Origin of the sequence: Streptomyces sp. Root1304, assembly GCF_001426405.1 — a bacterium.
Lineage (GTDB): Bacteria > Actinomycetota > Actinomycetes > Streptomycetales > Streptomycetaceae > Streptomyces.
This window is the reverse complement of record NZ_LMEP01000002.1, coordinates 173340-200207: the sequence shown is the minus strand read 5'-3', so window position 1 is coordinate 200207 and position 26868 is coordinate 173340. Positions and strand designations below refer to the sequence as shown.

The window sequence follows — 26868 nt, the reverse complement described above, 5'->3', positions numbered from 1 at the left end:
CGAAGCAGCGGGAACGTCGAAGCCTCGAAGCCTCGAGAACGTCAGGGAAGTCAGGGAAGCGCCATGAGTTCCGTAGTCCAGGACAGCAGAACGACGGGCGGGACGACCGCCTCGTACGACACGGAGCAGTACCGCCCCGGCAGGCCGATCACCGACTGGGAGCCCGAGAACGAGCTCTTCTGGAAGTCGATCGGCAAGAAGGTCGCCACCCGCAACCTGTGGATCGCCGTGCCCGCGCTCCTGGTGGCCTTCGTCGTCTGGCAGGTGTGGTCGGTCACCGCGACCAACCTCAAGGACGTCGGGTTCGGCTTCTCGACCTCCCAGCTGTTCTGGCTGACGGCGATCCCCGGCCTGACCGGCGGCACGGCCCGGATCTTCTACACCTTCCTCGGCCCGATGGTCGGCCAGCGCCGCTTCACCGCGCTGTCGACGGCCGTCCTGGTCGTGCCGCTGATCTGGCTCGGCATCGCCATCCAGGACCCGACGACCCCGTACGGCGTGATGGTCGCCATCGCCGCCCTCTGCGGCATCGGCGGCGCGAACTTCGCCTCCTCCCTCGCCAACATCGGCTTCTTCTTCCCGAAGGCGAAGAAAGGCAGCGCGACCGGCATCAACGGCGGTCTCGGCAACCTCGGCGTCTCCGTCGTCCAGCTGCTCACCCCGATCGTCATCACCTGGTCGACCATCGCGATCGGTTCCGCCCAGCACAAGGCCGACGGCACCCCCGTCCACCTGCAGAACGCCGCGTTCCTCTGGGTCCCGATCCTGCTGATCCTCGCCGCCGTCGCCTGGTTCGGGCAGAACGACCTGAAGGTCGCGTCGACCCCCTTCAGCCGGCAGAAGATCATCTTCAAGCGCAAGCACAACTGGCTGATGACCTGGCTGTACGTCGGCACCTTCGGCTCCTTCATCGGCTTCGCCGCCGCCCTGCCGATGCTGATCAAGACCACGTTCCCGGACTACTCGGTCGCCACCTACGCCTGGATGGGCCCCGCCGTGGGCGCGCTCGCCCGCTGGGGCGGCGGCTGGATCGCCGACAAGTGGGGCGGCGCCCGGGTCACCATCCTGTCCTTCGTGGGCATGGCCGTCTCGATCGTCGGCGTGATCGACTTCCTGCCCTCGGGCGGTGACGGCGGCTCGTTCTACGGCTTCTTCTTCTGCTTCCTCGCCGCGTTCTTCTTCTCCGGCATCGGCAACGGCTCCACCTTCCGCCAGATCCCGGTGATCTTCCGCGGCACCCACCTCAAGGGCCTGGAGGAAGGCACCCCGGAGCACGCCAGGGCGCTGAAGCAGGCGGAGATGGAGTCCGGCGCGGTCACCGGCTTCACCTCGGCCATCGCCGCCTACGGCTTCTTCTTCATCCCGGCCCTGTTCGGCTCGGTGGCGGTGACCAGCGCGATGTGGGGCTTCGTCGCCTTCTACGTCAGCTGCATGGTCGTGACCTGGTGGTTCTACGCCCGTAAGAACGCCGAGGCGCCCAGCTGAGCCCCGCGCCGCACCCTCCAGGAAGGTCCCGCCGCGGCGGGGCCTTCCGGCGTTCCCGGAAGGGGACCAAAGGCCGTCGGCCGGTGACCAATGCCGACCGGAATGATCGATCAAACGGAGTGCAATGGAGGTAGGCAACGACGCGATCGAATGACTCGAAGAAGGCGGTGCGGGCAGTGACTGCGACTCCTGCTGAGGCAACGGTGACCGAGCGGGCCCGGAAGGGCTTCAAGGGCGGACTCTGGCGCGACGCCATCGACGTCCGCGACTTCATCCAGCAGAACTACACCCCGTACGAGGGCGACGCCTCCTTCCTCGCCGGCCCCACCGAGCGGACCACCGCCGTGTGGAAGGCCATCACGGACAAGTTCCCCGAGGAGCGCGCGAAGGGCGTCTACGACGTCTCGTACGACGTGCCCTCGACCATCACCGCCCACGCCCCCGGCTACGTCGACCGCGAGAAGGACCTGATCGTCGGCCTCCAGACCGACGCCCCGCTCAAGCGGGCGATCATGCCCTACGGGGGCTGGCGCATGGTCGCCGGCGCCCTGGAGACCTACGGCTACCCGGTCTCCCAGGAGCTGGAGAAGGTCTTCACCGAGTACCGCAAGACCCACAACGCCGGTGTCTTCGACGCGTACACCCCCGAGATCCGCGCCGCCCGCAAGGCAGGCATCGTCACCGGACTCCCCGACGCCTACGGCCGCGGCCGCATCATCGGCGACTACCGCCGGGTCGCCCTCTACGGCGTCGACCGCCTCGTCGAGGTGAAGAAGGAGGAGAAGGAGGAACTCAACTCCCTCCCCGCCGGGAACCGTTCGCTCGAAGAGACGATCCGGCTCCGCGAGGAGCTGTCGGAGCAGATCCGCGCCCTCGGCGAACTCAAGGCGATGGCCGCCTCCTACGGGCACGACATCTCCGGCCCCGCCACCACGGGCCGCGAGGCGATCCAGTGGCTGTACTTCGCCTACCTCGCCGCCGTGAAGGAGCAGAACGGCGCCGCGATGTCCCTCGGCCGCACCTCCACCTTCCTCGACGTCTACCTCCAGCGCGACATCGACGCCGGTCTCCTCACCGAGGAACAGGCCCAGGAACTCGTCGACGACTTCATCATCAAGCTCCGCATCGTCCGCTTCCTGCGCACCCCCGAGTACGACGAGCTGTTCTCCGGCGACCCCACCTGGGTCACCGAGTCCATCGCCGGCATGGGCGAGGACGGCCGCCCGCTGGTCACCCGGACCTCCTTCCGCTACCTCCAGACCCTCTACAACCTCGGCCCGGCCCCCGAGCCGAACATGACGGTCTTCTGGTCGCCGCGGCTGCCCCAGGGCTTCAAGGAGTTCTGCGCGAAGGTCTCCATCGACACCTCCTCCGTGCAGTACGAGTCGGACGAGCTGATGCGCCCCCGCTTCGGCGACGACACCGCCATCGCCTGCTGCGTCTCGGCGATGCCCGTCGGCAAGCAGATGCAGTTCTTCGGCGCCCGGGTGAACCTCGCCAAGACCCTCCTCTACGCGATCAACGGCGGCCGGGACGAGAAGTCCGGCGCCCAGGTCGGCCCCTCCACCGGCGCCCTCACCTCCGAGGTCCTCGACTACGACGAGGTCATGGCCAGGTTCGACGAGCAGATGGAATGGCTCGCGAGCGTCTACGTCCACGCCCTGAACGTCATCCACTACATGCACGACCGGTACGCCTACGAGCGCATCGAGATGGCGCTCCACGACCGCGACGTGCGCCGCACCATGGCCTGCGGCATCGCCGGCCTCTCGGTCGCCGCCGACTCCCTCTCCGCCGTGAAGTACGCCAGGGTCAGCCCGGTCCGCGACGAGACCGGTCTCGCCACCGACTACGTCATCGAGGGCGACTACCCGGCCTACGGCAACAACGACGAGCGCGTCGACGAGATCGCGGTCCGGCTGGTCGAGGAGTTCATGCGGAAGGTCCGCAAGCACCCCACGTACCGGAACGCCGAGCACACCCAGTCCGTCCTGACGATCACCTCCAACGTCGTCTGCGGCAAGAAGACCGGCAACACCCCCGACGGGCGCCGGGCCGGCGAGCCCTTCTCGCCGGGCGCCAACCCGATGAACGGCCGCGACACCCACGGCTACGTGGCCTCGGCCCTCTCGGTCGCCAAGCTCCCGTACGAGGACGCCGAGGACGGCATCTCGCTGACCAACACCGTCACCCCCGACGGCCTGGGCCGCACCCCCGAGGAGCGGATCAGGAACCTCGCGGGCGTCCTCGACGGCTACATGGCCGGCGACGGCTTCCACATGAACGTCAACGTCCTCAACCGCGACGTGCTGACGGACGCCATGGAGCACCCGGAGAACCACCCGCAGCTGACCATCCGGGTCTCCGGGTACGCGGTCAACTTCGTCCGGCTCACCCGCGAGCAGCAGCTCGACGTCCTGAACCGCACCTTCCACGGCTCGCTCTGACCCACCCGGTCACGACGAGTTCCTGAACCGCGCGGCCCCGGGCCCCGGTCCCTCGACCCTCACCCGGGCCCCGGAGCCGCGCGCATCGCCCCGACCCCCACATCCTCGCTCCACCCCTTCCCGGAGGCCCCGCCATGGCCGTACTCCTCGGACCCGACGTCCCGGTCCTGCCCGCCACCCCGGCCGCCGCGGCCACCCGGCGGCCCTCCGAGGGCTCGGTCCACTCCTGGGACCTGTCCACCGGCGTCGACGGCCCCGGCACCCGCTTCGTCACCTTCCTCTCCGGCTGCCCCCTGACCTGCCTCTACTGCCACAACCCCGACACCTGGAAGATGCGCGACGGCAAGCGCACCTCCGCCGACGACGTGATCGCCGAGGCGGGCAAATACGTCCGCTTCATCTCCGCCTCCGGCGGCGGCGCCACCGTCTCCGGTGGTGAACCACTGCTCCAGCCCGCCTTCACCGGTGAACTCCTCCACCGCATGAAGCACGAACTCGGCTTCCACACCGCGCTCGACACCTCGGGATTCCTGGGCGTCCGCGCCACCGACGCCCTGCTGCGCGACACCGACCTGGTGCTGCTCGACATCAAGTCCTGGGACCCCGAGACGTACCGGAAGGTCACCGGCCGGCCCCTCGGGCCCACCCTCGACTTCGCAAGGCGGCTCGCGGACCTCGGCCAGGAGGTCCATGTCCGCTTCGTCCTCGTGCCGGGTCTCACCGACGACCCGGCCAACGTGGAGGGCGTCGCCGCCTTCGCCGGGGGCCTCGGCAACGTCTCCCGCGTGGACATCCTGCCCTTCCACAAGCTCGGCGAAGCGAAGTGGCAAGCACTCGCCAAGCCGTTCACCCTGCACGACACCCCGTCCCCGAGCCCCGAGCGGGTCGCCGAGGTCCGCGAGGTCTTCCGCGCCCACGGCCTGAACGCGATCTGAGGACCGGGGCCCGGGGCCGCAGTACGAGGGCGGCGGTCCGAGGGCGGGCCCCACCGCGACGACCCCCGGCGACGCCACGGACGCCGTCCGGGCGATGCCTCACCCCATAAGCCCCCAAAACAGGGCAAAAGATCACGTACAGCCTTACCGTGGCCGCGTGACCGAGCCACCGCAGACCGCCGAGCCGACACCCCCGCCGGACGACCCGGCCACCGGAGCCACCGTCGCGGACGCCCCCGGCCGGGGGAGCCCGCGCGACCCGGCGGCGGGCCCCCCGCCCCAGACCCCGGCCGCCGTCCGCCGCCGCGCCACCCTCGCCGGGACCGCCGTCTCGGTCCTGCTGATCCTCGCGATCGTCCTCGGCAGCCGTCTGCTCCGCGACTTCGACTCGGCCCTCCTGCCCTACGCCGTCGCCACCGTCTTCCTCGCCTTCGGCGTCGCCTACCGCTACACCGTCTGGATCTCCGCCCCCGGCGCCCGCCGCCTCTTCCGCAAGGGCTGGGGCTCCTTCCTCTCCGCGGCGAACTTCCGCAGGGCGCCCACCGCGCTGCCGAAGATGATCGCCACCTACCTCGGCTTCCAGAAGTTCCTCGGCGCCCGCTCCCACGCCCGCTGGGCCGCCCACCAGCTCGTCTTCTGGGGCTGTCTGCTCGCCGCCGCGATCACCTTCCCGCTGACCTGGGGCTGGTTCACCTTCACCTCCTCCACCGGCTCGGGCCCCGGCTACGAGATGCGGATCTGGGGCTTCAAGATCATCGGCTTCGACTCGCTCAGCGTCCTCGGCTGGCTGATGTTCCACGGCCTCGACATCGCCGCCGTCCTCGTCATCTCCGGCGCCGCCTACTTCCTCTGGCGCCGCATGAAGGACCGCGGAGCCGTCACCGGCCAGCGCTTCGCCTACGACCTGGTGCCGCTGATCGCCCTCGTCGTCATCTCCGTGACCGGGCTCCTGCTCACCTTCTCGTCGATCTTCCTGCACGGCGGAGGCTACGAGTTCCTCGCGATCCTCCACATGGTGTCGGTGGTCTTCACCCTCATCTACATCCCGTTCGGGAAGTTCTTCCACATCGTGCAGCGGCCCGCCGCCGTCGGCATGCAGCTCTTCAAGTACACCTCCCGCCGCAAGGACGAGGAAGTCCTCGCCTGCCGCCGCTGCCACGAGCCCATCGACACCGCCCCGTACGTGCAGAACCTCCAGGGCACCATGCGCGACCTCGACCTCGGCTTCGCCGAATGGGCCGAGTACTGCCCCCGCTGCAAGCGCGTCCTGCGCGGCGGCGCCTACCTCGACCACGTGAAGAAGGGCTTCAAGTGACCGCGACCGACCCCTCCCGGGCGCTGCCGCTCGACCCCTCCCTCGCCCCGCCCGGCACCCGCAACTTCCGGGACGCCGGCGGCATCCCCGCCGACCGCTGGCGCGCCGACCAGAACGGCGAGACCCTCGTCCCCACCCACTGCTGCTTCTGCGGCGTCCAGTGCGGCATGTACCTCCGCGTCGACCACGGCGGCAAGGTCTTCGGCGTCGAGCCCCGCAACCACGACATCAACCGGATGCGGCTCTGCCCCAAGGGCATCAACGCCTACCAGCAGGTCAACCACCCCGACCGGCTCACCGCCCCGCTGATGCGCCTGAACCGCGACGAGGAGTTCCGCGAGGTCAGCTGGGACGAGGCCCTCGACCACACCGTCTCCGAGATCCGCCGCATCCAGGCCGCGTACGGCAACGACGCCTTCGGCCTCCTCGGCGGCGCGAGCCTCTACTCCGAGAAGACCTACCTCGTCGGCAAGTTCGCCCGGGTCGCCCTGAAGTCCCGGCACGTCGACTACAACGGCCGCCTCTGCATGGTCTCCGCCGCCGGGGCCAACAAACTCGCCTTCGGCATCGACCGCGCCGGCAACCCCTTCTCCGACATCCTCCTCACCGACTGCCTCCTCATCGCGGGCTCCAACGTCGGCGAGTGCTTCCCCGTCATGACCCAGTACCTGTGGGGAGCCCGCGACCGGGGCGCCACCATGATCGTCGTCGACCCGCGCGAGACCGCCGTCGCCCGCACCGCCGACATCCACGTCGCCCTCAAGCCCGGCACCGACTCCGCCTTCTTCAACGCCGTCCTCCACGTCGTCGTCGCCGAGGGACTCACCGACGAGGCCTACCTCGCCGCCCACACCACCGGCTGGGCCGAGGTCAAGGCGACCGTCGCCGCCTACCCGCCCGCCAGGTCGGCCGAGATCTGCGGCGTCCCCGAGGAGCAGATCGTCCAGGTCGCCCGCATGTTCGCCGGCGCGGGCAAGGCCATGGCCTGGCACGCCCGCGGCGTCGAGCACCACTCCCAGGGCGTCGAGAACTGCCTCAGCATCATCAACCTCTGCGTCGCCACCGGGAACATCGGCAGGCCCGGCGCCGGCTACGGCACCATCACCGGCCAGGGCAACGGCCAGGGCGGCCGTGAACACGGCCAGAAGTCCGACCTCCTCCCCGGCGGCCGCTCCATCACCAACCCCGAGCACCGCCGCCAGATCTGCGAGATCTGGGGCATCGACGAGGCCGAACTCCCGCCCGCCGGCACCTCCATGATGGAGATGGTCTGGCAGATGCAGCGCGAGGAGATCCGCGGCCTCGTCGGCATCTGCAACAACCCCTTCGTCTCGCTCCCCAACTACGCCACCGTCAAGGACGGCTACGACACCCTCCAGTTCCACGCCCAGTTCGACTTCTTCCTCTCCGAGACCGCCGCCAACGCGCACGTGGTCTTCCCCGTCACCGTCTGGGCCGAGGACGAGGGCGTCATGGCCAACGCCGAGGCCCGGGTCGTCAAGCACAACAAGGCCCAGGAACCCCCGGCCGGCGTCCGCACCGACACCTGGGTCATGTGCGAGCTGGCCAAACGGCTCGGCGCCGGCGACAAGTTCGAGTTCCCCGACTCCCGCTCCGTCTTCGAGGAACTCCGTATCGCCTCCGCCGGAACCGTCAACGACTACTACGGCATCACCTACGAACGCCTGGAGGAGACCGGCGGCATCGCCTGGCCCTGCCCGACCACCGAGCACCCCGGCACCCCCCGCCTCTTCGAGGACGGCCGCAGCTACCACCCCGACGGCAAGATCCACCTCCAGGTCGTCGAATGGCACCCGCCGATGGACCCGTACAGCGAGGAGTACCCCCTCTCGCTCACCACCGGCCGCACCGTCGCCCACTTCCTCTCCGGCAACCAGACCCGCCGGCTCGGCGCCCTCGTCGAACAGACCCCCCGCCCCTGGGTCGAGGTCCACCCCTCCCACGGCTTCCGCAACGGCGACCCCGTCCGCGTCGTCACCCGCCGGGGCAGCGAGGTCTTCCCGGCCCTGGTCACCGAGGCCATCCGCCCCGACACCGTCTTCATCCCCTACCACTGGCCCGTCCCCACCGCGGCCAACGCCCTCACCATCGACGCCCTCGACCCCCGCTCCAAGATCCCGGAGTACAAGGTCTGCGCCGCCCGCATCGAGGCCGCCGCGCACATCGACGAGGTCCCCGCCCCGCCCACCGCCCCCGGCCACCGGGCCTACCCGGAGACCCAGGTCTCCCGCACCGACCCGCTGCCCCCCACCTCCCCCCAGGGCCGCGGCACCGCGGAGAGGAGCTGACCCGCACATGATGGGCCGCACGATCTTCATCGACCCGGGCCGCTGCATCGGCTGCCAGGCCTGCGTCTCCGCCTGCCGCGAATGCGACTCCCACCGCGGCAAGTCGATGATCCACCTCGACTACCCCGACGAGGGCCACTCCGTCGCCTCCCTCCCCACCGTCTGCATGCACTGCGAGGACCCCGTCGCCCCCTGCGCCGAGGTCTGCCCCGCCGACGCGATCCTCGTCACCGCCGACGGCGTCGTGCAGCAGGCCGACACCACCCGCTGCATCGGCTGCGCCAACTGCGTCAACGCCTGCCCCTTCGGCGTACCGAAGATCGACCTCCAGGCGAAGCTGCAGATGAAGTGCAACCTCTGTTACGACCGCACCGCCTACGGCCTCGCCCCGATGTGCGCCACCGTCTGCCCCACCGGCGCCCTCTTCTACGGAACCCTCGAAGAGCTCCAGGCCGAACGCCCCGGCGTCCAGGTGGCCGACTCCTTCACCTTCGGCACCACCACCGTCTCCACCGGCGTGGCGATGGTCGTCCCCGCCGACCGCGTCCAGTGGCCGGTGCCCGGGGGGCTCCCCGTCGTCGAGATCAATGGAAGGGATGTCCGTTGAGCGTCACCGACCCCCAGCCACCTGCCTCGGACCCCCACTCCGACGCGGCCCAGGAAGCGCTCCACGACCGGATCGCCGCCGACTCGCTCACCACCCGCCGCGACTACCTGCGGATCGTCGCCACCGTCTCCGGCGGCCTCGCCGTCGGCGGCGTCGCCGTCGCCTCCGGCATCCTGCACCGGCACGGCGACAGCGACGGGGCCCCCGAGCCGAAGAGGATCGCCGACCGGATCGAACCCGGCGAGTCCCTCGCCTTCCGCTACCCCGGAGACGAGGACCGCGCGGTCGCCGTCCGCCTGGAGGACGGCACCCTCGCCGGCTACTCCGCCGTCTGCACCCACCTCGCCTGCGCCGTGCTGTGGCGCAAGGAACGGGGCAGCGAGGGCGAGCTGTACTGCCCCTGCCACGAGGGGATCTTCGACGCGCGGACGGGCGCGGTCACCGCGGGACCACCGCCCCGGCCCCTGCCGAAGGTGCTGCTCCTGGAGCAGGCCGACGGCAGCGTGTGGGCGATCGGCACCGCCCGCTCGGGCGAGAGCGCCAGGGACGGCCTCTGCCGCGAGCAGGGCGACGCCCTCCGCATCTGCCGGAGCGCCGCGGGACCGGAGAGGAGTGAGCGCACATGACCGAGAGCCCGTTCCCCAGGGACCCGGAAGCCCCCCGGACCCCGGAGGAAGCGGCGGCGCCCGCGGAACCCGCGCCCCCGCGCCCCGTGTACACCCCCGGCAGTGCGCAGCCGCGCCTGAACCGTCCCGTGCACGAGCGGTATCCGCAGATCCGCCCCACCAGCGGGTACAGCGACCCCCGGATCACCCGCACCGGGCCGGGACCGGGGGCCGGAACGGAGCAGGAACCGGAGCGCTCCGCGAAGCTGACGGCCCGGCTGACGCTGGCGCTCACGGTGGTCATCGGCCAGCTGTGGGGGCTGACCATCGTGGTGGACGAGTCGATGACCGGCGACACCGGCACCGCGTGGTGGGGTGCGGGCTTCCTCGTCCTGTCGTTCCTGGTGGTCCTGGGCCTCTGGCTCGTCGACCCGAAGGACCGCTGACGCCAGAGTGCCGTCGACCCGAAGGACCGCTGACGCCGGAGTGCCGTCGACCTGAGGACCGCTGGCCGGAAGGGCCGCCGACCCGCCCTCCCGCGGGCGTACCCTGGAGGTATGAGCACCGCCCCCGCCCACGGACCGCGAGACGCGAAGCGGCCCGGCGCAAGTCCCAGCCCCGAGAACAGTCCGAAGCCGGTACTCGTCTTCGACGATCCGCTGGACCGGCAGTCCGCGGACGACACGGACCGTGGATGGGGCGAGCGGCCTCCGGCCGGCGGCAGCAGCGCCGCCGACCTCGCGCGCTTCCTCGACGAGAAGCCGCCGCACCACCTCTGATCCCGGCACGGGGTGCCGGTCAGGAGGTGGGGTGCGACCCCGATCCGCCGCCCGCGCCCGAACCGGCGCCCGTTCCCGTGCCCGTCGACGGGCCGCGCTGCGCGACCAGGTGGTCGCGGATCTCCTTGAGTACCTCCAGCTCGCTGATCTCCATGGTCTCCGCGACGCCCTCCTTCGCCTTGTCGTGCGCGGCGCGCTTCGCGAGGATCTTCGCCATCGGCAGGACCATCAGGAAGTAGACGACGGCCGCGGTGATCAGGAAGCTCAGCACCGCGCTGAGCACCAGGCCCCACTGGAGCTGGACGCCCTCGATCTCGCCGTTCACCACCTTGCAGGTGCCCTTGATGCAGGACGAGTAGCTCTCCAGGTCCTTGGTGCCGAAGGCGCCGACGATCGGGTTGATGAGGCCCTTGACCACCGAGTTCACGATGTTCGTGAACGCGGCACCGATGACGACGGCCACCGCCAGGTCGATCACGTTGCCGCGCATCAGGAAGGCCTTGAAGCCTCCCAGCAAACTTTCCTTCTTCTCGGCCACCGAGGTGCCTTTCGTCGCGTGTGTTGCGGGGTGCGGAGCCATTAGGCCGTGAAGGGCACAGAGGCGTCCAATCCGTACACACGTAACGGTGACTTGACAGTGTGTCAGTGCGAATCAGCACACCGTCACCGCCAGTTGGGATGTGACACCGGCACCTGCGAGGGCCGCCGCCGTCGCCCGTGGCACGGACAGGACGACGAGCGCCCCTCCGTCCGAACGAGTCTCACCCGGGTGCGGAACTTCGGCCACTCGGGCGCCCGTCGCGACCACCCGCGCCTCACCCGCCGCGCCGAGCGCCGAGTTGGGTGCGGCGATCACGTCGACCCGGTCACCGGGGCGCAGCAGCCGTACGGTCGCGGCGTCGGCGATCCGCACCGGCACGGACACCGGCCGGACGACGACGGGCGGCCGGGCGCGAGCGGTGGCGACGGCGGTCGCCGGGGGTGGCTCCGGCCGTGGACCGCCGCCCGCGACGGCCAGCGCGGCGGCCACCAGGGCCAGCAGCACGGCGGGCAGATGGCGGCCCCGCCGCAGTGCCCCGCGCAGCCGGTGCCGGGCGCCCCGCACCCGTAGCGGCTCGAAGAACGGCACCACGCACGGCGCCGGCACGGGCGACGGAAAGCCGGAGGAGACGCCGGACGAGGAGCAATGAGAAGGGGAGGAAGGAGAAGTGGGAGGAGGGGAAAGGGGAGTCGTCATCGTGGCCGCCGCCGTCCTGGTCGGGAGTGGGATCGCCCCCCACTCTCCCCGCCCCGCCGCCCGCCCGCTCCGGCCTGGGGACCACCCCGTGCCTGTGGACAACTCCCTCACCCTCCAGGGGGGTTTACGGCAGTTCGATCCCCAGGTCCCAGCCGTCGTGCGCGTGGGTGCACAGGCAGTCCCGGTCCAGCGTCGCAGGCAGGGCGCCCACCGCGTCGAAGAGCACCTCCCGCAGCCGGCCCACGTTCTCGCCGAACACCCGCAGCACCTCGGTGTGGGAGACGCCGTCGCCGGTCTCGGCGCCCGCGTCCAGGTCGGTGACGAGCGCGAGGGAGGTGTAGCAGAGGCCCAGTTCGCGGGCGAGGACGGCCTCGGGGTGCCCGGTCATGCCCACCACCGACCAGCCGGCCGCCGCGTGCCACCGGGACTCGGCCCGGGTGGAGAAGCGCGGCCCCTCGATCACGACCATCGTGCCGCCGTCGACGGGATCCCAGCCCCGCCCCCGCGCGGCCTTGACGGCGGCCCGCCGCCCGTCCGGGCAGTACGGGTCGGCGAAGGTGACGTGGACGACCCGGGGCACGACGCCGTCGGCCCGGCGCACCCCGTCGAAGTAGGTCTGCTCGCGGTGCTTCGTACGGTCGACCAGCTGGTCGGGGACGACGAGGGTGCCCGGCCCGTACTCCTCGCTCAGTCCGCCCACGGCACAGGGCCCGAGGATCTGCCGCACGCCGACGGAGCGCAGGGCCCAGAGGTTGGCGCGGTAGTTGATGCGGTGCGGCGGGACCGTGTGGCCGCGGCCGTGGCGGGGGAGGAAGGCGACCCGGCGGCCGGCGATCTCGCCGAGGAAGAGGGAGTCGCTGGGGCTGCCGTAGGGGGTGCCGACGGACACCTCCGTGACGTCCTCCAGGAAGGAGTAGAAGCCGGATCCGCCGATCACACCGATGTCCGCGTACGTGTCTTGGGTCGCCATGGCGGCCACCCTATGCGCGGCACCGGGAAACGCCGAGGCCCCGTCGCGAACGACGGGGCCTCGTACGGGAACCGTAAGAATCCGGCCTGGATCAGGCGGCCGAGGTCGAGCTTCCGGCACTCGACGACGAGCCGCTCGACGACGACGTGGACGCCGTCGAAGAGGAACCGGACGACGACGAGCTCGAAGCGGCGGGCTTCGCGTCCGAAGAGGACGTCGACGAGGTCGAGGACTTCGAGGCGGCCGGCGAGCTGCTGGACGACGAGCCGCGGCTGTCGTTCCGGTAGAAGCCGGATCCCTTGAAGACGATGCCGACGGCCGAGAACACCTTCTTCAGGCGGCCCTTGCACTGGGGGCACTCGGTCAGCGCGTCATCGGTGAACTTCTGCACCGCCTCGAGGCCTTCGCCGCACTCGGTGCACTGGTACTGGTAGGTCGGCACTTGTCTTCCTCCTGGCACTCACACTCATCGAGTGCTAACGACGATCCATACTGACGTATTCCGCGGGTTCAGTCCACCGCCACCGGCACGCGGTGACCGACACCACGCGCCGCGACGCGGCTCGTCTCGCGCGGCCTGAGCCGCGACCGCAGGGCGAGGAGCGTTGCCAGGGCGAGCGCGGTGCCCACCATCGGGACCAGGAATCCGGTGCTCGCGCCGTGGGCGTCGGCGAGGCGGCCGGCGACGGTGACGGCCGCGGCCTGGCCGAGCGCGACGGCGCCGGTGAGCCAGGTGAAGGCCTCGGTACGGGCGGACGCCGGGATCAGGGTCTCGACGATGGTGTAGCCGGTGATCAGGGCGGGGGCGATGAAGAGACCCACGACCAGGCCCAGGGCGCCGAGGAGCAGCACCGAGTGGGTGGTCCACAGCAGGGACGCGGCGACGGTGAGCCCGGCGTAGCCGAGGATCAGCCGGCGGCGGGGGCCGGTCTTCCAGGCCACGGCACCCATGGCGATGCCCGCGAGCATGTTGCCCGCGGCGAAGACGCCGTAGAGCAGGCCGTTGGCGCCGGGGTTGCCGATCTCCTCGGTGAAGGCGGTGAGGGAGACCTGCATGCCGCCGAAGACGGAGCCGATGCCGAGGAAGGCGACGATCAGGACCCGGACGCCGGGGATGGAGAGCGCCGAGCGGTGGGGCTCGGCGGCGTGGGCCGAGGAGGCGCCGAAGGCGGGCTGGGTGGCGCGCTGGGCGGCGAAGAAGAGCCCGCCGACGAGGGTGAGGGCGGCCTCGGCGATCAGACCGGCGGCCGGGTGGACGCCGGTGCACAGGGCGGTGGCGAGGACCGGGCCGACGACGAAGGTGAACTCGTCGGTCACGGACTCGAAGGCGGCGGCCGTCGGCATCAGCGGGGTGCCGTCGAGCTTGGCGGCCCAGCGGGCCCGGACCATCGGTCCGACCTGCGGCACGGAGGCGCCGGCGGGGACGGCCGCGAGGAACAGGGCCCAGAGCGGGGCGCCGCTCAGTGCGAGCACCACGAGCAGGATGACGGACGCGGTGTGGACGAGGACGCCGGGGATCAGGACGGCCCGCTGGCCGAAGCGGTCGGCGAGCTTGCCGCTCTGCGGGGCGAACAGCGCCATCGAGACGCCGGTGACGGCGGCGACCGCGCCGGCGCTGCCGAAGGAGCCGGTGGTGTGCTGGACGAGCAGCACGATGCCGATGGTCAGCATCGCGAAGGGCTGCCGGGCGGCGAAGCCGGGAAGCAGGAAGGACAGCGCACCGGGGGTGCGCAGCAGCTGCCCGTAGCCGGGCCGCTTGTCGGAGATGACCGTGGACGCCACGGTCCTGGCCTTTCTGCCGCCTGGTAGCGCGCCCCGGCACGGTGGTGCGGGTGTCGCCGAGAGCTGTCCTCATGCGCGTTACTGCGGTAGATACCGGGCCGGCCCCACTGTGGAGGGGCGCCACGGCCGCCATACGGTCGCGCCAGCTCTGCGTCAGGCAGAGTTGGTTCGATCAGGTGTGCCTTCATGGTACAGGGAAGAGCGTCTTCCCGCCTGGGAAAACGCTCCCGCCCTTGAAATAATGCCTGGGATTAACCGGATGTTCGTCTGTGCTGTTCGCTGTGCCGGTGGAAGCGCGGTGCCGTGCCCGAGGGGGCCGAGGCCGCGGTGGCCCCGCCGGTGCCCAGCCAGCCGGCCAGTTTGCCGCCCTGGCCGACCGCGCGCAGCCGCCGCTCGGTGGCGTCGCGCACCGGGTCGGTCGCGACGACGAGGAGTTCGTCGCCGTGCCGCAGGACGGTCGCGGGGCCCGGTACGAAGCTGGTCCCGTCGCGTACGACGAGGGTGACGGCCGCTCCGGCGGGGAGGCGCAGTTCGGCGACCTCGACGCCGTGCATCCGGGAGTGCTCCGGGATGGCGACGGAGAGGAGGTGGCCGCGGAGCCGTTCCAGGGGTGCGGACTCGACGCCGAGGTCGGCGGCCTCGCCGGAGGCGCCGAGCTTCAGTGCCTTCGCCAGCCAGGGCAGGGTCGGGCCCTGGACGAGGGTGTAGACGACGACGAGCACGAAGACGATGTTGAAGATCCGCTCGCTGCCCTCGATCCCGGACACCATCGGGATGGTGGCGAGGATGATGGGGACGGCGCCGCGCAGGCCCGCCCAGGACATCAGGGCCTGTTCCTGCCAGGGGATGCGGAAGGGCAGCAGGCTGACCAGGACTTCCATGGGCCGGGCGACCACGGTCAGGACCAGGCCGATGACGACGGCGGGCCAGAAGTCGTGGACGAGCTCGTGCGGGGTGACGAGCAGGCCGAGCAGGACGAACATGCCGATCTGGGCGATCCAGCCGAGTCCCTCGGCGAAGCCGCGGTTCGCGGGCGCGTGCGGCAGCTTGGCGTTGCCGAGGACCATCGAGGCCAGGTAGACGGCGAGGAACCCGGAGCCGTGGGCCATGGCGCCGGCCGCGTAGGCGACGACGGCGATGGCCATGACGGCGATCGGATAGAGGCCGGAGGCGGGCAGCGCGACGTGGCGCAGCCCGTAGGCGCCGAGGAATCCGACGGCGAGGCCGACGGCGACGCCGATGGCGAGTTCGAGGGCGATCGTGCCGACCAGGACGTACCAGTGGTCGACGGGTCCGGCGGTGGAGAAGGCGACGACGAGGATCACGACGGGGGCGTCGTTGAAGCCGGACTCGGCCTCCAGGACGCCGGTGACCCGGGACGGCAGGGGCACCTTGCGCAGGACGGAGAAGACGGCCGCGGCGTCGGTCGAGGAGACGACGGCGCCGATGATGAGCGCCTGGCGCCAGTCGAGGCCGACGAGGTAGTGGGCGGCCGAGGCCGTGATGCCCACGCTGACGGCGACGCCGATGGTGGAGAGGACGACCGCGGCGGGCAGGGCCGGCCTGATCTCCTTCCACTTCGTGCCGAGACCGCCCTCGGCGAGGATCACGACGAGGGCGGCGTAGCCGATGACCTGGGTGAGTTCCGCGTTGTCGAAGGCGACGTTGCCGATCCCGTCCTGGCCCATGGCGATGCCGATGCCGAGGTAGAGCAGCAGGCTGGGGAGCCCGCTCCGGGACGAGATCCGTACGGCCGCGACCGCGATCAGCAGCACGAGGGAGCTGATGAGCAGGAGTTCGTTGAGCTCGTGGACAGTCAGTGGCCGGTCCTTCCCCTCACATGCAGCTGGATCGTTCCTCCAGCGGCCGGTACTTCGTTACCTTACCTAATCTTTAACGCTTTCTTGACGCGCTCTTTGCATCTCCTCGCTCGTCAGTACGGTTCTCTTCCTGACACCGCGTCCGGGTCGTCCGGACGCTGCGCCTAAGGTTGCTCCCGTACTCCAGGACCACCCTGCCCCTCGAAGGACAGCGATGCCCTCCAACACGACCCCGCCTCCCGTCAAGAAGAAAGGGCGGCGCGCCCGCCTGATCCTCCTCGTCCTGGTCCTCGCCCTGGTCGCGGGCGTCGGATACGGCGGGTACTGGGGTGTGAGCACCGTCCGGGCCTCGTTCCCGCAGACCACGGGCGAGATCCGGCTCGACGCGCTCTCCGGCGAGGTCGAGGTGAAGCGGGACGCGAACGGCGTTCCGCAGATCTACGCCGACAACGAGACGGACCTGTTCCGCGCCCAGGGCTACGTCCAGGCGCAGGACCGCTTCTACGAGATGGACGTCCGGCGGCACGTGACCGCGGGCCGGCTCTCCGAGATGTTCGGCGAGAGCCAGGTCGAGACCGACTCCTTCCTGCGCACGCTCGGCTGGCGCCGGGTCGCGCAGCAGGAGTACGACTCGGTCCTCTCGCCGGAGACGAAGAAGTACCTCCAGGCGTACGCGGAGGGCGTCAACGCCTATCTGAAGGACCGGGACCCGGCCGACATCTCCGTCGAGTACGCGGCCCTGGCCCTCACCAACGACTACGCGATCGAGCCGTGGACGCCGGTGGACTCGGTGGCCTGGCTCAAGGCGATGGCCTGGGACCTGCGCGGCAACATGCAGGACGAGATCGACCGCTCGCTGATGACGAGCCGGCTGAGCGCACGCCAGATCAAGCAGCTGTACCCGGAGTACCCGTACGCGCTCCACCAGCCGATCGTGGACCGGGGCGGGGTCGACGAGTCGACCGGGAAGTTCGACCCGAAGGCCGGCGCCGGCGAGGGCGACGGGGTCACCACCGGTGACACCCAGGGCGACGGCCCCGGCGCGCAGGCCCAGCTCGGGGCGCTCTCCGAGGTCCTGGACACCATCCCGGCCCTGCTCGGCCCCAACGGCAACGGCATCGGCTCGAACTCCTGGGTCGTCGGCGGGAAGCTGACGACCTCCGGCAAGCCGCTGCTCGCCAACGACCCGCACCTCGCGCCCCAGCTGCCGTCCCTCTGGTACCAGATGGGTCTGCACTGCCGCTCGGTCTCGGCGACCTGCCGCTACGACGTCGCCGGGTACACGTTTTCCGGCATGCCCGGTGTGATCATCGGACACAACGACAAGATCGCCTGGGGTCTCACCAACCTCGGCGCCGACGTGACCGACCTCTACCTGGAGAAGATCGGCCCGGACGGCTACCTCGTCGACGGCAAGGTCAAGCCCTTCACCAGCCGTGAGGAGACCATCAAGGTCGCCGGCGGGGAGGACCGCAAGATCACCGTCCGCTCCACCGGCCACGGCCCCCTGGTCTCCGACCGCTCCTCCGAACTGGAGAAGGTCGGCCAGAAGGCCCCCGTCGGCAACGCCGCCCCCGACCGCGGCACCGGCTACGGCGTCTCCCTCCAGTGGACCGCCCTCCAGCCGGGCCGGTCGATGGACGCGATCTTCGCCCTCGACCGCGCCAAGGACTTCGACTCCTTCCGGGCCGCCGCGAAGAACTTCGAGGTCCCCTCGCAGAACCTGATCTACGCCGACACCGCGGGCAACATCGGCTACCAGTCCCCGGGCAAGATCCCGCAGCGCGGCACCGGCGACGGCACCCTCCCGGCGCCCGGCTGGGACTCCAGGTACCGCTGGAAGGGCTACATCCCCTTCGCGCAGCTGCCCTACGAGTACAACCCCGAGCGCGGCTACATCGTCACCGCCAACCAGGCCGTCATCGACGAGAAGGCCTACCCCGACCTGCTCACCAAGGACTGGGGCTACGGTTCGCGCAGCCAGCGGATCAACGACCTCATCGAGTCGAAGACCAAGGACGGCGGAAAGATCTCGCCGGACGACATGCGGACCATGCAGACCGACAACCGCAGCGAGATCGCGACCCTGCTCAACCCGCTGCTGCTGAAGATCGACATCTCCGACCCGTACGTCCGCGAGGCGCAGAAGCTCCTGGAGGGCTGGGACTACACCCAGGAGCCCGACTCGGCCGCCGCCGCCTACTTCAACGCGGTCTGGCGCAACGTCCTCAAGCTGTCCTTCGGCAACAAGCTGCCCAAGGAACTGCGCGCCGAGGGCGACTGCATCAACGTCCGCCCGGCCGAGGCCACCGGCCCGGTCGACGAGCAGAACAAGCTCGTACGGGAATGCGGCGAGCGCGACCCCGACTCGGCGCAGCCGGACGGCGGCGACCGCTGGTACGAGGTCGTCCGCCCGCTCCTGAAGCAGGAGAAGAGCGAGTGGTGGACCACCCCCGGCAACCGCCTGGACCCGGCCACCGAGACCCGTGACCAGCTGCTCGCCCGCGCCATGAAGGACGCGCGCTGGGAGCTGACCGCCAAGCTCGGAAAGGACGTCTCCACCTGGAGCTGGGGCCGGCTGCACCAGCTGACCCTGAAGAACCAGACCCTCGGCACCGCCGGACCCGGCGTCGTGCAGCAGCTCCTCAACCGCGGCCCGTGGAACCTGGGCGGCGGCGAGGCGGCCGTCGACGCCACCGGCTGGAACGCGGCCGGCGGCTACGACGTGATCTGGGTGCCGTCGATGCGGATGGTCGTCAACGTCGGCGACTGGGACAAGTCCCGGTGGATCAACCTGACCGGTGCCTCCGGGCACGCCTTCCACTCGAACTACACCGACCAGACGGACGCCTGGGCGAAGGGCGAGCTCTACGACTGGGCGTACGGGAAGGCGGCCGTCGACGCGTCGACGAAGGACACGCTGGTCCTCAAGCCGTAGCGGTGCGGAAGCGGGTGACCCCCTCCGGGGTCACCACCGCGTGAACGGGGTGGTCGTGCGGTTCCTCCGGGACCCGGGTGACCACCTCGTCCGCGTACAGGAGCACCACCAGGGCCGGATCCACGCCCGCGCGTGCGAGCCGGGCGAGCACCCGGTCGTACGAGCCGCCGCCGCGGCCGAGACGCATCCCGCGCCCGTCGACCGCGAGGCCCGGCAGCAGGACGGCGTCGGTGGCGCACACGGCCTCGGGGCCGAGCCGGGGGCCGAGCGGTTCGAGCAGTCCCCGGCCGGCCTTCACGAGCCGCCCGGGACCGTCGTACGCGGCCCAGTCCAGGTCGTTGTCGGGGAGCAGGACGGGGAGCAGGACCCGTACTCCGCGTGCGTGGAGCGCGTCGAGCAACGCGCGCGTGCCCGGTTCGCGGCCGACCGACACATAGGCGGCGACGGTGGAGGCCTCGGAAAGTTCGGCCAGTTCGAGTCCCTGGCGGGCGAGGGAATCGGCCGTGTGCGCCAGGGAATCGGCGTCCAGGGCGGCGCGGGCGGCCAGAAGTCGACTGCGCAGCGCGGTCTTTTCGGACATCTCAGGTGTCATGACGGCCTCATGGGGATCCGTGGAATTCTCGTAACTGGCGTGATGTGGAGGAAGTTAATCAAAGGCACATCTTCTTCTCATTTCGAACGGCTAAGGTGCACCGCATGAATCAGTCGCTCCCCAGGCTCGGCCGGATCAGCAAGGCTGTCATCCCGGCCGCCGGCCTCGGCACCCGCTTCCTCCCGGCGACCAAGGCGACGCCCAAGGAGATGCTGCCGGTCGTCGACAAGCCGGCCATCCAGTACGTCGTGGAGGAGGCCGTCGCGGCCGGTCTCTCCGACGTGCTGATGATCACCGGCCGGAACAAGCGTCCCCTGGAGGACCACTTCGACCGGAACTACGAGCTGGAGGAGGCCCTGAGCCGGAAGGGCGACGCCGAACGCCTCTCCAAGGTCCAGGAGTCCAGCGACCTCGCCACCATGCACTACGTCCGCCAGGGCGCCCCGCGCGGCCTCGGCCACGCCGTCCTGTGCGCCGCCCCGCACGTCGGCGACCAGCCCTTCGCGGTCCTCCTCGGCGACGACCTGATCGACCCGCGCGACCCGCTGCTCGCGCGGATGGTGGAGATCCAGGAGCGGGAGGGCGGCAGCGTGATCGCCCTCATGGAGGTCGAGCCCTCGCAGATCCACCTGTACGGCTGCGCGGCGGTCGAGGCGACCGTCGACTCCGACGTGGTGAAGGTGACGGACCTGGTCGAGAAGCCCGAGGCGGGCGAGGCGCCCAGCAACTACGCGATCATCGGCCGGTACGTCCTGGACCCGGCCGTCTTCGGGATGCTGCGGGAGACCGAGCCGGGGCGCGGCGGCGAGATCCAGCTGACCGACGCCCTGCAGAAGCTCGCCTCCGACGAGAAGATCGGCGGACCGGTGCACGGCGTCGTGTTCAAGGGGCGCCGCTATGACACCGGCGACCGCGGGGACTATCTGCGTGCCATTGTCAGACTCGCGTGCGAACGTGAAGATCTGGGACCGGACTTCCGGGCCTGGCTCCGGAGATACGTCAGCGAGGAGATGTAGCACCTTGAGCAGCAGCACGGCACCGTCGCCGTCCCACGACGACCACGAGCACGGCCCTGACGACGAGCGGAAGCCTGCCGACCCCTGCGCGGGCCCCGCGCGCGGTCTGTGGTCGGTGGACGAGCACCTGGCCGACATCCTCGCGACCGTCGGCCCGCTCGAACCCATCGAGCTGCAACTCCTCGACGCCCAGGGCTGCGTCCTCGTCGAGGACGTGACGGTGCCGGCCGCGCTGCCGCCCTTCGACAACAGCTCCATGGACGGGTACGCGGTCCGGGTCGCCGATGTCGCCGGTGCCACCGAGGAGTTCCCCGCCGTCCTCACCGTCATCGGCGACGTCGCCGCGGGCGCCGGCGGCCTGCCCGAGGTCGGCCCCGGCCAGGCCGCCCGCATCATGACCGGCGCCCCGCTGCCGCCCGGCGCCGAGGCCGTCGTCCCCGTGGAGTGGACCGACGGCGGTACGGGCTGCGGCGCCGCCACCGGCATGACCGCCGCGAGCACCGCCCCCGAGGGCGCGGCCGGCGAGGTCCGGGTGCACCGCGCCGCCGAGGCCCGCGCCCATGTCCGCGCCCAGGGCAGCGACGTCCGCGCGGGCGAGCTGGCCCTCGCGGCCGGCACCGTCCTCGGGCCGCCGCAGATCGGGCTGCTCGCCGCGATCGGGCGCGGCTCCGTCCGGGTGCGGCCCCGCCCCCGCGTGGTCGTCATGTCCACGGGCAGCGAGCTGGTCCAGCCCGGCGAGCCGCTGGGCGAGGGCCAGATCCACGACTCCAACAGCTTCGCGCTCGCCGCCGCCGCCCGGGACGCGGGCGCGCTCGCGTACCGGGTGGGCGCCGTCGCCGACGACGCGGAGTCGCTGCGCGCCACCGTCGAGGACCAGCTCATCCGGGCCGACCTCATCGTGACCACGGGCGGGGTGAGCGTCGGCGCGTACGACGTGGTGAAGGAGGCGCTGAGCGCGGACGGGCAGGTCGACTTCCGCAAGCTGGCCATGCAGCCGGGCAAGCCGCAGGGCTTCGGCGCGATCGGCGAGGAGCAGATCCCGCTGCTCGCGCTCCCGGGCAACCCGGTCTCCTCGTACGTCTCCTTCGAGTTGTTCGTCCGCCCCGCGATCCGTGCCCTGATGGGCGTCGAGGACCTGCACCGGCCCCGGGTGCGGGCGGAGCTGGCCGCGGACGGGGCGCTGTCCTCGCCGGCCGGGCGCCGGCAGTTCCTCCGGGGGACGTACGACCCGGAGGCGGGCACGGTCACCCCCGTGGGCGGCGCCGGCTCCCATCTGATCGCGGCCCTCGCGCACGCGGACTGCCTGCTCGTGGTCCCGGAGGAGACGGTGAGCGTGGAACCGGGCACCGAGCTGGAAGTGGTCCTCCTCGGCTGAGGGGGCGAGGGTGGGGGTACGGTGTCGTCCCACACAGCGACCGGGAGTGTCACGGCCATGAGCACGCAGCAAGGTCTCACCCACATCGACGAGGCGGGCGCCGCCCGCATGGTCGACGTATCGGCGAAGGACGTCACGTCCCGCACCGCCAGCGCCAGCGGGCGGGTCCTCGTCTCGCCGCGCGTGATCGAGCTGCTGCGCGGCGAGGGCGTCCCGAAGGGCGACGCGCTGGCGACCGCCCGGATCGCCGGGATCATGGGCGCCAAGCGCACCCCCGACCTCATCCCGCTCTGCCACCCGCTCGCCGTCTCCGGCGTGACGCTGGACCTGGCGGTCACCGACGACGCGGTCGAGATCCTGGCGACGGTGAGGACAACCGACCGGACGGGCGTCGAGATGGAGGCCCTGACGGCGGTCTCCGTGGCCGCCCTCACCGTGGTCGACATGGTGAAGGCGGTCGACAAGGGCGCGGTCATCTCCGACGTACGGGTGGAGGAGAAGACGGGCGGCAAGTCGGGCCACTGGACGCGGAGCGGCTCGTGACGCGCGGGGGCCGGGTGGCGGGGACCCATGACCACGAGCACGAGGACCCGCCGGCGGCGCCCGAGGCGGACGCCGGGGGCGCCCTGCCTGCCCCGTACTCCGCGCTGGTCGTCACCGCCTCCAACCGGGCGGCCGCGGGCGTCTACGAGGACAAGGGCGGACCGCTGATCGCCGAGGGCCTCACCCGGATGGGCTTCGCCGTCGACGGCCCGCGGGTCGTCCCGGACGGGGCGCCGGTCGAGGCCGCGCTGCGGGCCGGGATCGCCGCCGGGTACGACGCGATCGTCACCACCGGCGGCACGGGCATCTCGCCCACCGACGAGACGCCCGAGGTGACCCGCCGGGTCCTGGAGCGGGAGATCCCCGGCATCCCGGAGGCGATCCGGGCGTACGGCCGGGAGAAGGTGCCCACGGCGGCGCTCTCCCGGGGCCTCGCCGGGGTCGCGGGCGGCACCCTGATCGTGAACCTGCCGGGGTCCACCGGCGGGGTACGGGACGGGCTCACCGTCCTGGAGCCGGTCCTGCGGCACGCCGTCGACCAGATCCGCGGCGGCGACCACCCGAGACCGTCGTGATCCCGTCCTGGCCGGTGGTCCTCGTGGACGGCGAGGTGCTGCTCCGTCCGATAAGGACGCGCGACCACGCCGCCTGGCGCGAGGTGAACCGGCGCAACCGCGAGTGGCTGCGGCCCTGGGAGGCGACGGTCCCGCCGGCGCCTCCGGGCGCGCCGGTCGCGCAGCGCCCCACGTACCGTCAGATGGTCCGCCATCTGCGGTCGGAGGCGAACGCCGGCCGGATGCTGCCCTTCGTGATCGAGTACCGGGGGCGGCTCGTCGGTCAGTTGACCGTCGCCGGGATCACCTGGGGCTCGATGTGCTCGGGGCACGTGGGCTACTGGGTGGACAGCGAGGTCGCCGGGCGCGGGGTCATGCCGACGGCGGTCGCGCTCGCCGTCGACCACTGCTTCCGCACGGTGGGCCTGCACCGGATGGAGGTCTGCATCCGCCCGGAGAACGGGCCTTCGCGGCGGGTCGTGGAGAAGCTCGGCTTCCGCGAGGAGGGGCTGCGGCCCCGGTACCTCCACATCGACGGCGCCTGGCGGGACCATCTGGTCTTCGCGCTGACGGCGGAGGAAGTCCCGGAGGGGCTGCTCCGACGCTGGCACCAGGCGAGAATAAAATAAGTGTTCGAATTTAATCGGTAGTTGGCGGTCAATCGATCTGAACAATCACAAAAAAGTTCAGTGATATCAGCCAGATCGTGCGACACACCGGGCCAATTGGCCGATGCGTGTTACGGAACCCCTCTACCGTGTGAGGCGTGAGCAGCAGCGGCCTCATCTACGCAGTCATCGTCGGGGCCTGGGCCGCCTACTTGGTGCCGATGTGGCTCCGCAGGCAGGACGAGCTGAACGAAGCCCGTCCGACGGAACGCTTCAGCACCGCCATCCGGCTGCTTTCCGGACGGGCGGGCATGGAGCGTCGGTACGCCAAGGAGCTCAAGGAGCGGGACCGTACGGCGGAGGGTCCGACGCCCGACGTGGACCCGGACGTGGAGACCGAGCATCTCAGCTCGGTCGACGTCCGGGCCTTCTCCGCGCCCGCGGCCAGAACGGAAGCGCGCCTGGAGGTCCCGGCGCCGGAGCCGGAACGGGTCCATGCCCAGGCGCCGGCTTCGCACCCCGCCCAGGCCCGCCCCGCCGCGGGAGCCCCCGGCGCCTCGGGTTCCGCCGGTTCCGCGGCCGAGCGCGCCCGTCGCGGCAAGGTGCTCGCGCGCCGCCGCCGGACCACGACACTCCTCTTCGCCGGGTTCACCCTCGGCGCGGTCGTCGCGGCCGTCGGCGGAGTGCCCTTCCTGTGGGCGCCGGCCGTCCCCGCGCTGCTGCTGAGCTCGTACATCGTGCATCTGCGCGTCCAGGAGCGGCGCCGCTTCGTGTACGTGATGGACCGGCGGCGCGCCGAAGCGGCCGCGGCCCGGCTGCGCGAGAGCCGGCGCCCGGCGCCCACGCCCGAGCCGTCCCCCGAGGAGGCCCCCTCCCCGCAGGAGGCGGACCGGCGGGCCCTGGTCGAACAGACCGACCACGCGGAGTGGGTCGACCAGCAGCGCGAGCGCGGCCCGGCCCGGGGCGACAGCTGGGACCCGGTCCCGGTGCCGCTGCCCACGTACGTCACCGCGCCGGTCGCCCCGCGCGCCACCAGCGGCATCGACATCACGGACCCGGAGACCTGGAGCGCGGCGCGCTCCTCCACGGCGGCCGACCCGGCCCCCGCGCCGTCCCCGGCCCCGCGCCAGCGCACCACCCAGCCCCGCCGAGGCCGCGACAACGGCCGCACCCCGCTCTTCGACCAGTACGCGGACGACGACCGCCCCCGGGCCGCCAACGAATGACGCGGCCCCCTCCCTGACCGGCCATTCCAGGCCGGCCGGGGAGTCCGGCGCGCGTGTCGACGCTCCCCCCGAACCCCCCGGGCTGACCTGCGGAGGAACGGATTTTTGCCTGAGCCGGTCGGGATGCTAATGTTTCACACGTCGCAAGGGCCTGTGGCGCAGTCTGGTAGCGCACCTCGTTCGCATCGAGGGGGTCTGGGGTTCAAATCCCCACAGGTCCACAGACAAACGGAGATCCCGTCCGATCGAAAGATCGGACGGGATCTCCGTCGTTTCGGGGGTCGTCCCGTTGTGCGGGACAACCCCCGGGGTGACGCCTCAGAGCAGTGGCTTGGCGAAGCAGCGGCTTGTGGGGTGGTTGCGGTAGTGGCCGAACCTGGCGCAGGGTTCGTAGCCGCTGGAGAGGTAGAGGGCTATCGCCTCCGGCTGGGCCGTGCCGGTCTCCAGGACCATGCGGGTGCGGCCGGTGGTGCGGGCGTCGGATTCCAGGTCCGCCAGGATGCGGCGGGCCAGGCCCAGGCCGCGGGCCTCCGGGGTGACGTACATGCGCTTGAGTTCGGCGTCGCCGTTCTCGTAGCCCTCGTCGTTCTTGTCCTGGGTGCGCCAGCCGCCGGTGGCGACGGGGCGGCCCGCCGGGTCGTAGGCGAGGAGGTAGAGGCCCTGGGGCGGGGCGAACATCCAGGCCGCCAGCGGTGTGACATCGCCCTCGTCGTCGTAGCGGGCGGCGTACTCCGCCTGGACGGCGGCGTCCAGAGCGACGGCGTCCGGGTGGTCATAGGGCGTGGGCTGGATGTTCATGCGGAGTATCGTACATGTATGCGGACCTCGGGTGTCGGTATTCTCCCGGGATGCTCACTGTGACCAGCGTGAATGTGAACGGGCTCCGCGCCGCCGCCAAGAAGGGGTTCGTCGAGTGGCTGGGCGGGACCTCCGCCGATGCCGTCTGCCTCCAGGAGGTGCGCGCCGAGGAGGCGCAGCTGCCCGAGGAGGTGCGGGCGCCCGAGGGCTGGTTCACCGTCCACGCGCCCGCCGCCGCCAAGGGCCGCGCCGGCGTCTCCCTCTACACCCGCCGCGAGCCCGACCGGGTCCGCGTCGGCTTCGGTTCGAGCGAGTTCGACGGCAGCGGCCGGTACGTCGAGGCCGACCTGCCCGGCGTCACCGTCGCCAGCCTCTACCTGCCCTCCGGCGAGGTCGGCACCGAGCGCCAGGACGAGAAGTACCGGTTCATGGACGCCTTCCTGCCCTACCTCAAGGAGCTGCGCGAGAAGGCCGCCGCCGACGGGCGCGAGGTCGTCGTCTGCGGCGACTGGAACATCGCCCACCGCGAGGCCGACCTCAAGAACTGGAAGGCCAACAAGAAGAACGCCGGCTTCCTGCCCGAGGAGCGGGAGTGGCTCGGCCGGGTGCTCGACGCGGCGGACGGGGCCTATGTCGACGTCGTGCGGGAGCTCCATCCCGAGCAGGAGGGCCCCTACTCCTGGTGGTCCTACCGGGGGCGGGCCTTCGACAACGACTCCGGCTGGCGCATCGACTACCAGATGGCCACCGCCGGTCTCGCCGCCAAGGCCGTCAAGGCGTACGTGGAGCGGGCCGCCACCCACGAGGAGCGCTGGAGCGACCACGCCCCCGTGACCGCCGTCTACGACCTGTAGGCCGCCTGTGGGCCGTTGACCGGCCCTGCCCGGTGGCGGGCCGCCTGCGGGGCCCTTGGCCGGCCTGTCCGGT

25 protein-coding genes and 1 tRNA gene are annotated in these 26868 nt (G+C 71.3%); 18 read left to right on the top strand and 8 right to left on the bottom strand.

What is annotated here, in order from left to right; genetic code table 11:
* Positions 1-63: 63 nt before the first annotated feature.
* The 9 genes from ASD33_RS05890 (at position 64) to ASD33_RS05850 (ending at position 10482) form a co-directional block, all read left to right on the top strand.
* On the top strand, positions 64-1485 hold the full coding sequence (locus tag ASD33_RS05890; protein ID WP_242426941.1) for an MFS transporter: 1422 nt from the start codon (positions 64-66) through the stop codon (positions 1483-1485).
* Positions 1486-1688: 203 nt separating this feature from the next.
* Positions 1689-3932, top strand: a complete 2244-nt coding sequence (gene pflB, locus ASD33_RS05885) for a formate C-acetyltransferase (RefSeq protein WP_242426939.1) — start codon at positions 1689-1691, stop codon at positions 3930-3932.
* Positions 3933-4066: 134 nt separating this feature from the next.
* A complete protein-coding gene (pflA, locus tag ASD33_RS05880; RefSeq protein ID WP_056554412.1) occupies positions 4067-4867 on the top strand; it encodes a pyruvate formate-lyase-activating protein in 801 nt (266 codons plus the stop codon).
* 337 nt (positions 4868-5204) lie between these two features.
* The gene (locus ASD33_RS05875; RefSeq protein WP_242426958.1) at positions 5205-6182 is read left to right on the top strand and encodes an MFS transporter; all 978 of its coding nucleotides are present in this window, start codon (positions 5205-5207) and stop codon (positions 6180-6182) included.
* On the top strand, positions 6179-8491 hold the full coding sequence (locus ASD33_RS05870) for a molybdopterin oxidoreductase family protein (protein WP_056554406.1): 2313 nt from the start codon (positions 6179-6181) through the stop codon (positions 8489-8491). Before ASD33_RS05875 ends, ASD33_RS05870 begins: the two co-directional genes overlap by 4 nt.
* Before the next feature lie 7 nt (positions 8492-8498).
* Positions 8499-9098, top strand: a complete 600-nt coding sequence (locus ASD33_RS05865) for a 4Fe-4S dicluster domain-containing protein (RefSeq protein ID WP_056554403.1) — start codon at positions 8499-8501, stop codon at positions 9096-9098.
* Positions 9095-9724, top strand: a complete 630-nt coding sequence (locus ASD33_RS05860) for a Rieske (2Fe-2S) protein (RefSeq protein ID WP_056554399.1) — start codon at positions 9095-9097, stop codon at positions 9722-9724. Before ASD33_RS05865 ends, ASD33_RS05860 begins: the two co-directional genes overlap by 4 nt.
* Positions 9721-10149: a hypothetical protein gene (locus tag ASD33_RS05855; RefSeq protein WP_242426936.1), complete on the top strand. Its 429-nt coding sequence runs from the start codon at positions 9721-9723 to the stop codon at positions 10147-10149. The genes ASD33_RS05860 and ASD33_RS05855 overlap by 4 nt, the downstream gene beginning before the upstream one ends.
* A 111-nt stretch (positions 10150-10260) precedes the next feature.
* The gene (locus ASD33_RS05850; RefSeq protein WP_056554396.1) at positions 10261-10482 is read left to right on the top strand and encodes a hypothetical protein; all 222 of its coding nucleotides are present in this window, start codon (positions 10261-10263) and stop codon (positions 10480-10482) included.
* A 19-nt stretch (positions 10483-10501) separates the two neighbouring features.
* Here ASD33_RS05850 and mscL read toward each other — a convergent pair whose 3' ends face one another.
* The 6 genes from mscL to ASD33_RS05820 all read right to left on the bottom strand — a co-directional run bounded on the left by mscL (position 10502) and on the right by ASD33_RS05820 (position 16246).
* On the bottom strand, positions 10502-11020 hold the full coding sequence (mscL, locus tag ASD33_RS05845; RefSeq protein WP_056554393.1) for a large conductance mechanosensitive channel protein MscL: 519 nt from the start codon (positions 11018-11020) through the stop codon (positions 10502-10504).
* Between the two features lie 114 nt (positions 11021-11134).
* Positions 11135-11629 (bottom strand): hypothetical protein, encoded by a 495-nt coding sequence (locus ASD33_RS36075; protein WP_063992046.1) that lies wholly within the window; start codon positions 11627-11629, stop codon positions 11135-11137.
* A 214-nt stretch (positions 11630-11843) separates the two neighbouring features.
* Positions 11844-12689: an S-methyl-5'-thioadenosine phosphorylase gene (locus ASD33_RS05835; protein WP_056554387.1), complete on the bottom strand. Its 846-nt coding sequence runs from the start codon at positions 12687-12689 to the stop codon at positions 11844-11846.
* Positions 12690-12780: 91 nt separating this feature from the next.
* Positions 12781-13131: an FmdB family zinc ribbon protein gene (locus tag ASD33_RS33865; protein ID WP_079044582.1), complete on the bottom strand. Its 351-nt coding sequence runs from the start codon at positions 13129-13131 to the stop codon at positions 12781-12783.
* Between the two features lie 68 nt (positions 13132-13199).
* Positions 13200-14471 carry an MFS transporter gene (locus ASD33_RS05825; RefSeq protein WP_056554381.1) on the bottom strand — a complete coding sequence of 424 codons (1272 nt, stop codon included), beginning with the start codon at positions 14469-14471 and terminating at the stop codon, positions 13200-13202.
* Between the two features lie 251 nt (positions 14472-14722).
* On the bottom strand, positions 14723-16246 hold the full coding sequence (locus tag ASD33_RS05820) for a potassium/proton antiporter (RefSeq protein WP_056554378.1): 1524 nt from the start codon (positions 16244-16246) through the stop codon (positions 14723-14725).
* Positions 16247-16505: 259 nt separating this feature from the next.
* On the opposite strand from ASD33_RS05820, the gene ASD33_RS05815 reads away from it, so the two are divergent.
* On the top strand, positions 16506-19229 hold the full coding sequence (locus tag ASD33_RS05815; protein WP_056554374.1) for a penicillin acylase family protein: 2724 nt from the start codon (positions 16506-16508) through the stop codon (positions 19227-19229).
* On the opposite strand, the gene ASD33_RS05810 is transcribed toward ASD33_RS05815, so the two are convergent.
* Positions 19219-19821, bottom strand: a complete 603-nt coding sequence (locus tag ASD33_RS05810) for a 5-formyltetrahydrofolate cyclo-ligase (protein WP_056554371.1) — start codon at positions 19819-19821, stop codon at positions 19219-19221. The two genes, ASD33_RS05815 and ASD33_RS05810, sit on opposite strands and share 11 nt — an antisense overlap.
* 104 nt (positions 19822-19925) lie before the next feature.
* Between ASD33_RS05810 and galU the strand changes: the two genes are divergently transcribed.
* The 7 genes from galU to ASD33_RS05775 all read left to right on the top strand — a co-directional run bounded on the left by galU (position 19926) and on the right by ASD33_RS05775 (position 25364).
* Complete coding sequence (galU, locus tag ASD33_RS05805) at positions 19926-20837, top strand: UTP--glucose-1-phosphate uridylyltransferase GalU (protein ID WP_056554368.1); 912 nt, start codon at positions 19926-19928, stop codon at positions 20835-20837.
* A 106-nt stretch (positions 20838-20943) separates the two neighbouring features.
* Entirely contained in the window at positions 20944-22212 is a 1269-nt protein-coding gene (glp, locus tag ASD33_RS05800; RefSeq protein WP_056554952.1) for a gephyrin-like molybdotransferase Glp, read from the top strand.
* A gap of 57 nt (positions 22213-22269) precedes the next feature.
* Entirely contained in the window at positions 22270-22755 is a 486-nt protein-coding gene (moaC, locus tag ASD33_RS05795; RefSeq protein ID WP_056554365.1) for a cyclic pyranopterin monophosphate synthase MoaC, read from the top strand.
* An 83-nt stretch (positions 22756-22838) separates the two neighbouring features.
* Positions 22839-23330: a MogA/MoaB family molybdenum cofactor biosynthesis protein gene (locus ASD33_RS05790; RefSeq protein ID WP_056554949.1), complete on the top strand. Its 492-nt coding sequence runs from the start codon at positions 22839-22841 to the stop codon at positions 23328-23330.
* Positions 23327-23938: a GNAT family protein gene (locus ASD33_RS05785; protein WP_056554362.1), complete on the top strand. Its 612-nt coding sequence runs from the start codon at positions 23327-23329 to the stop codon at positions 23936-23938. Before ASD33_RS05790 ends, ASD33_RS05785 begins: the two co-directional genes overlap by 4 nt.
* 137 nt (positions 23939-24075) lie before the next feature.
* Complete coding sequence (gene glpR, locus ASD33_RS05780) at positions 24076-25143, top strand: gephyrin-like molybdotransferase receptor GlpR (RefSeq protein ID WP_056554359.1); 1068 nt, start codon at positions 24076-24078, stop codon at positions 25141-25143.
* Positions 25144-25290: 147 nt separating this feature from the next.
* Positions 25291-25364, top strand: a tRNA-Ala gene (locus ASD33_RS05775).
* 97 nt (positions 25365-25461) lie between these two features.
* Here ASD33_RS05775 and ASD33_RS05770 read toward each other — a convergent pair.
* The gene (locus ASD33_RS05770; RefSeq protein ID WP_056554356.1) at positions 25462-25941 is read right to left on the bottom strand and encodes a GNAT family N-acetyltransferase; all 480 of its coding nucleotides are present in this window, start codon (positions 25939-25941) and stop codon (positions 25462-25464) included.
* A 50-nt stretch (positions 25942-25991) separates the two neighbouring features.
* Between ASD33_RS05770 and ASD33_RS05765 the strand changes: the two genes are divergently transcribed.
* A complete protein-coding gene (locus ASD33_RS05765) occupies positions 25992-26795 on the top strand; it encodes an exodeoxyribonuclease III (RefSeq protein ID WP_056554353.1) in 804 nt (267 codons plus the stop codon).
* Positions 26796-26868 lie beyond the last annotated feature (73 nt).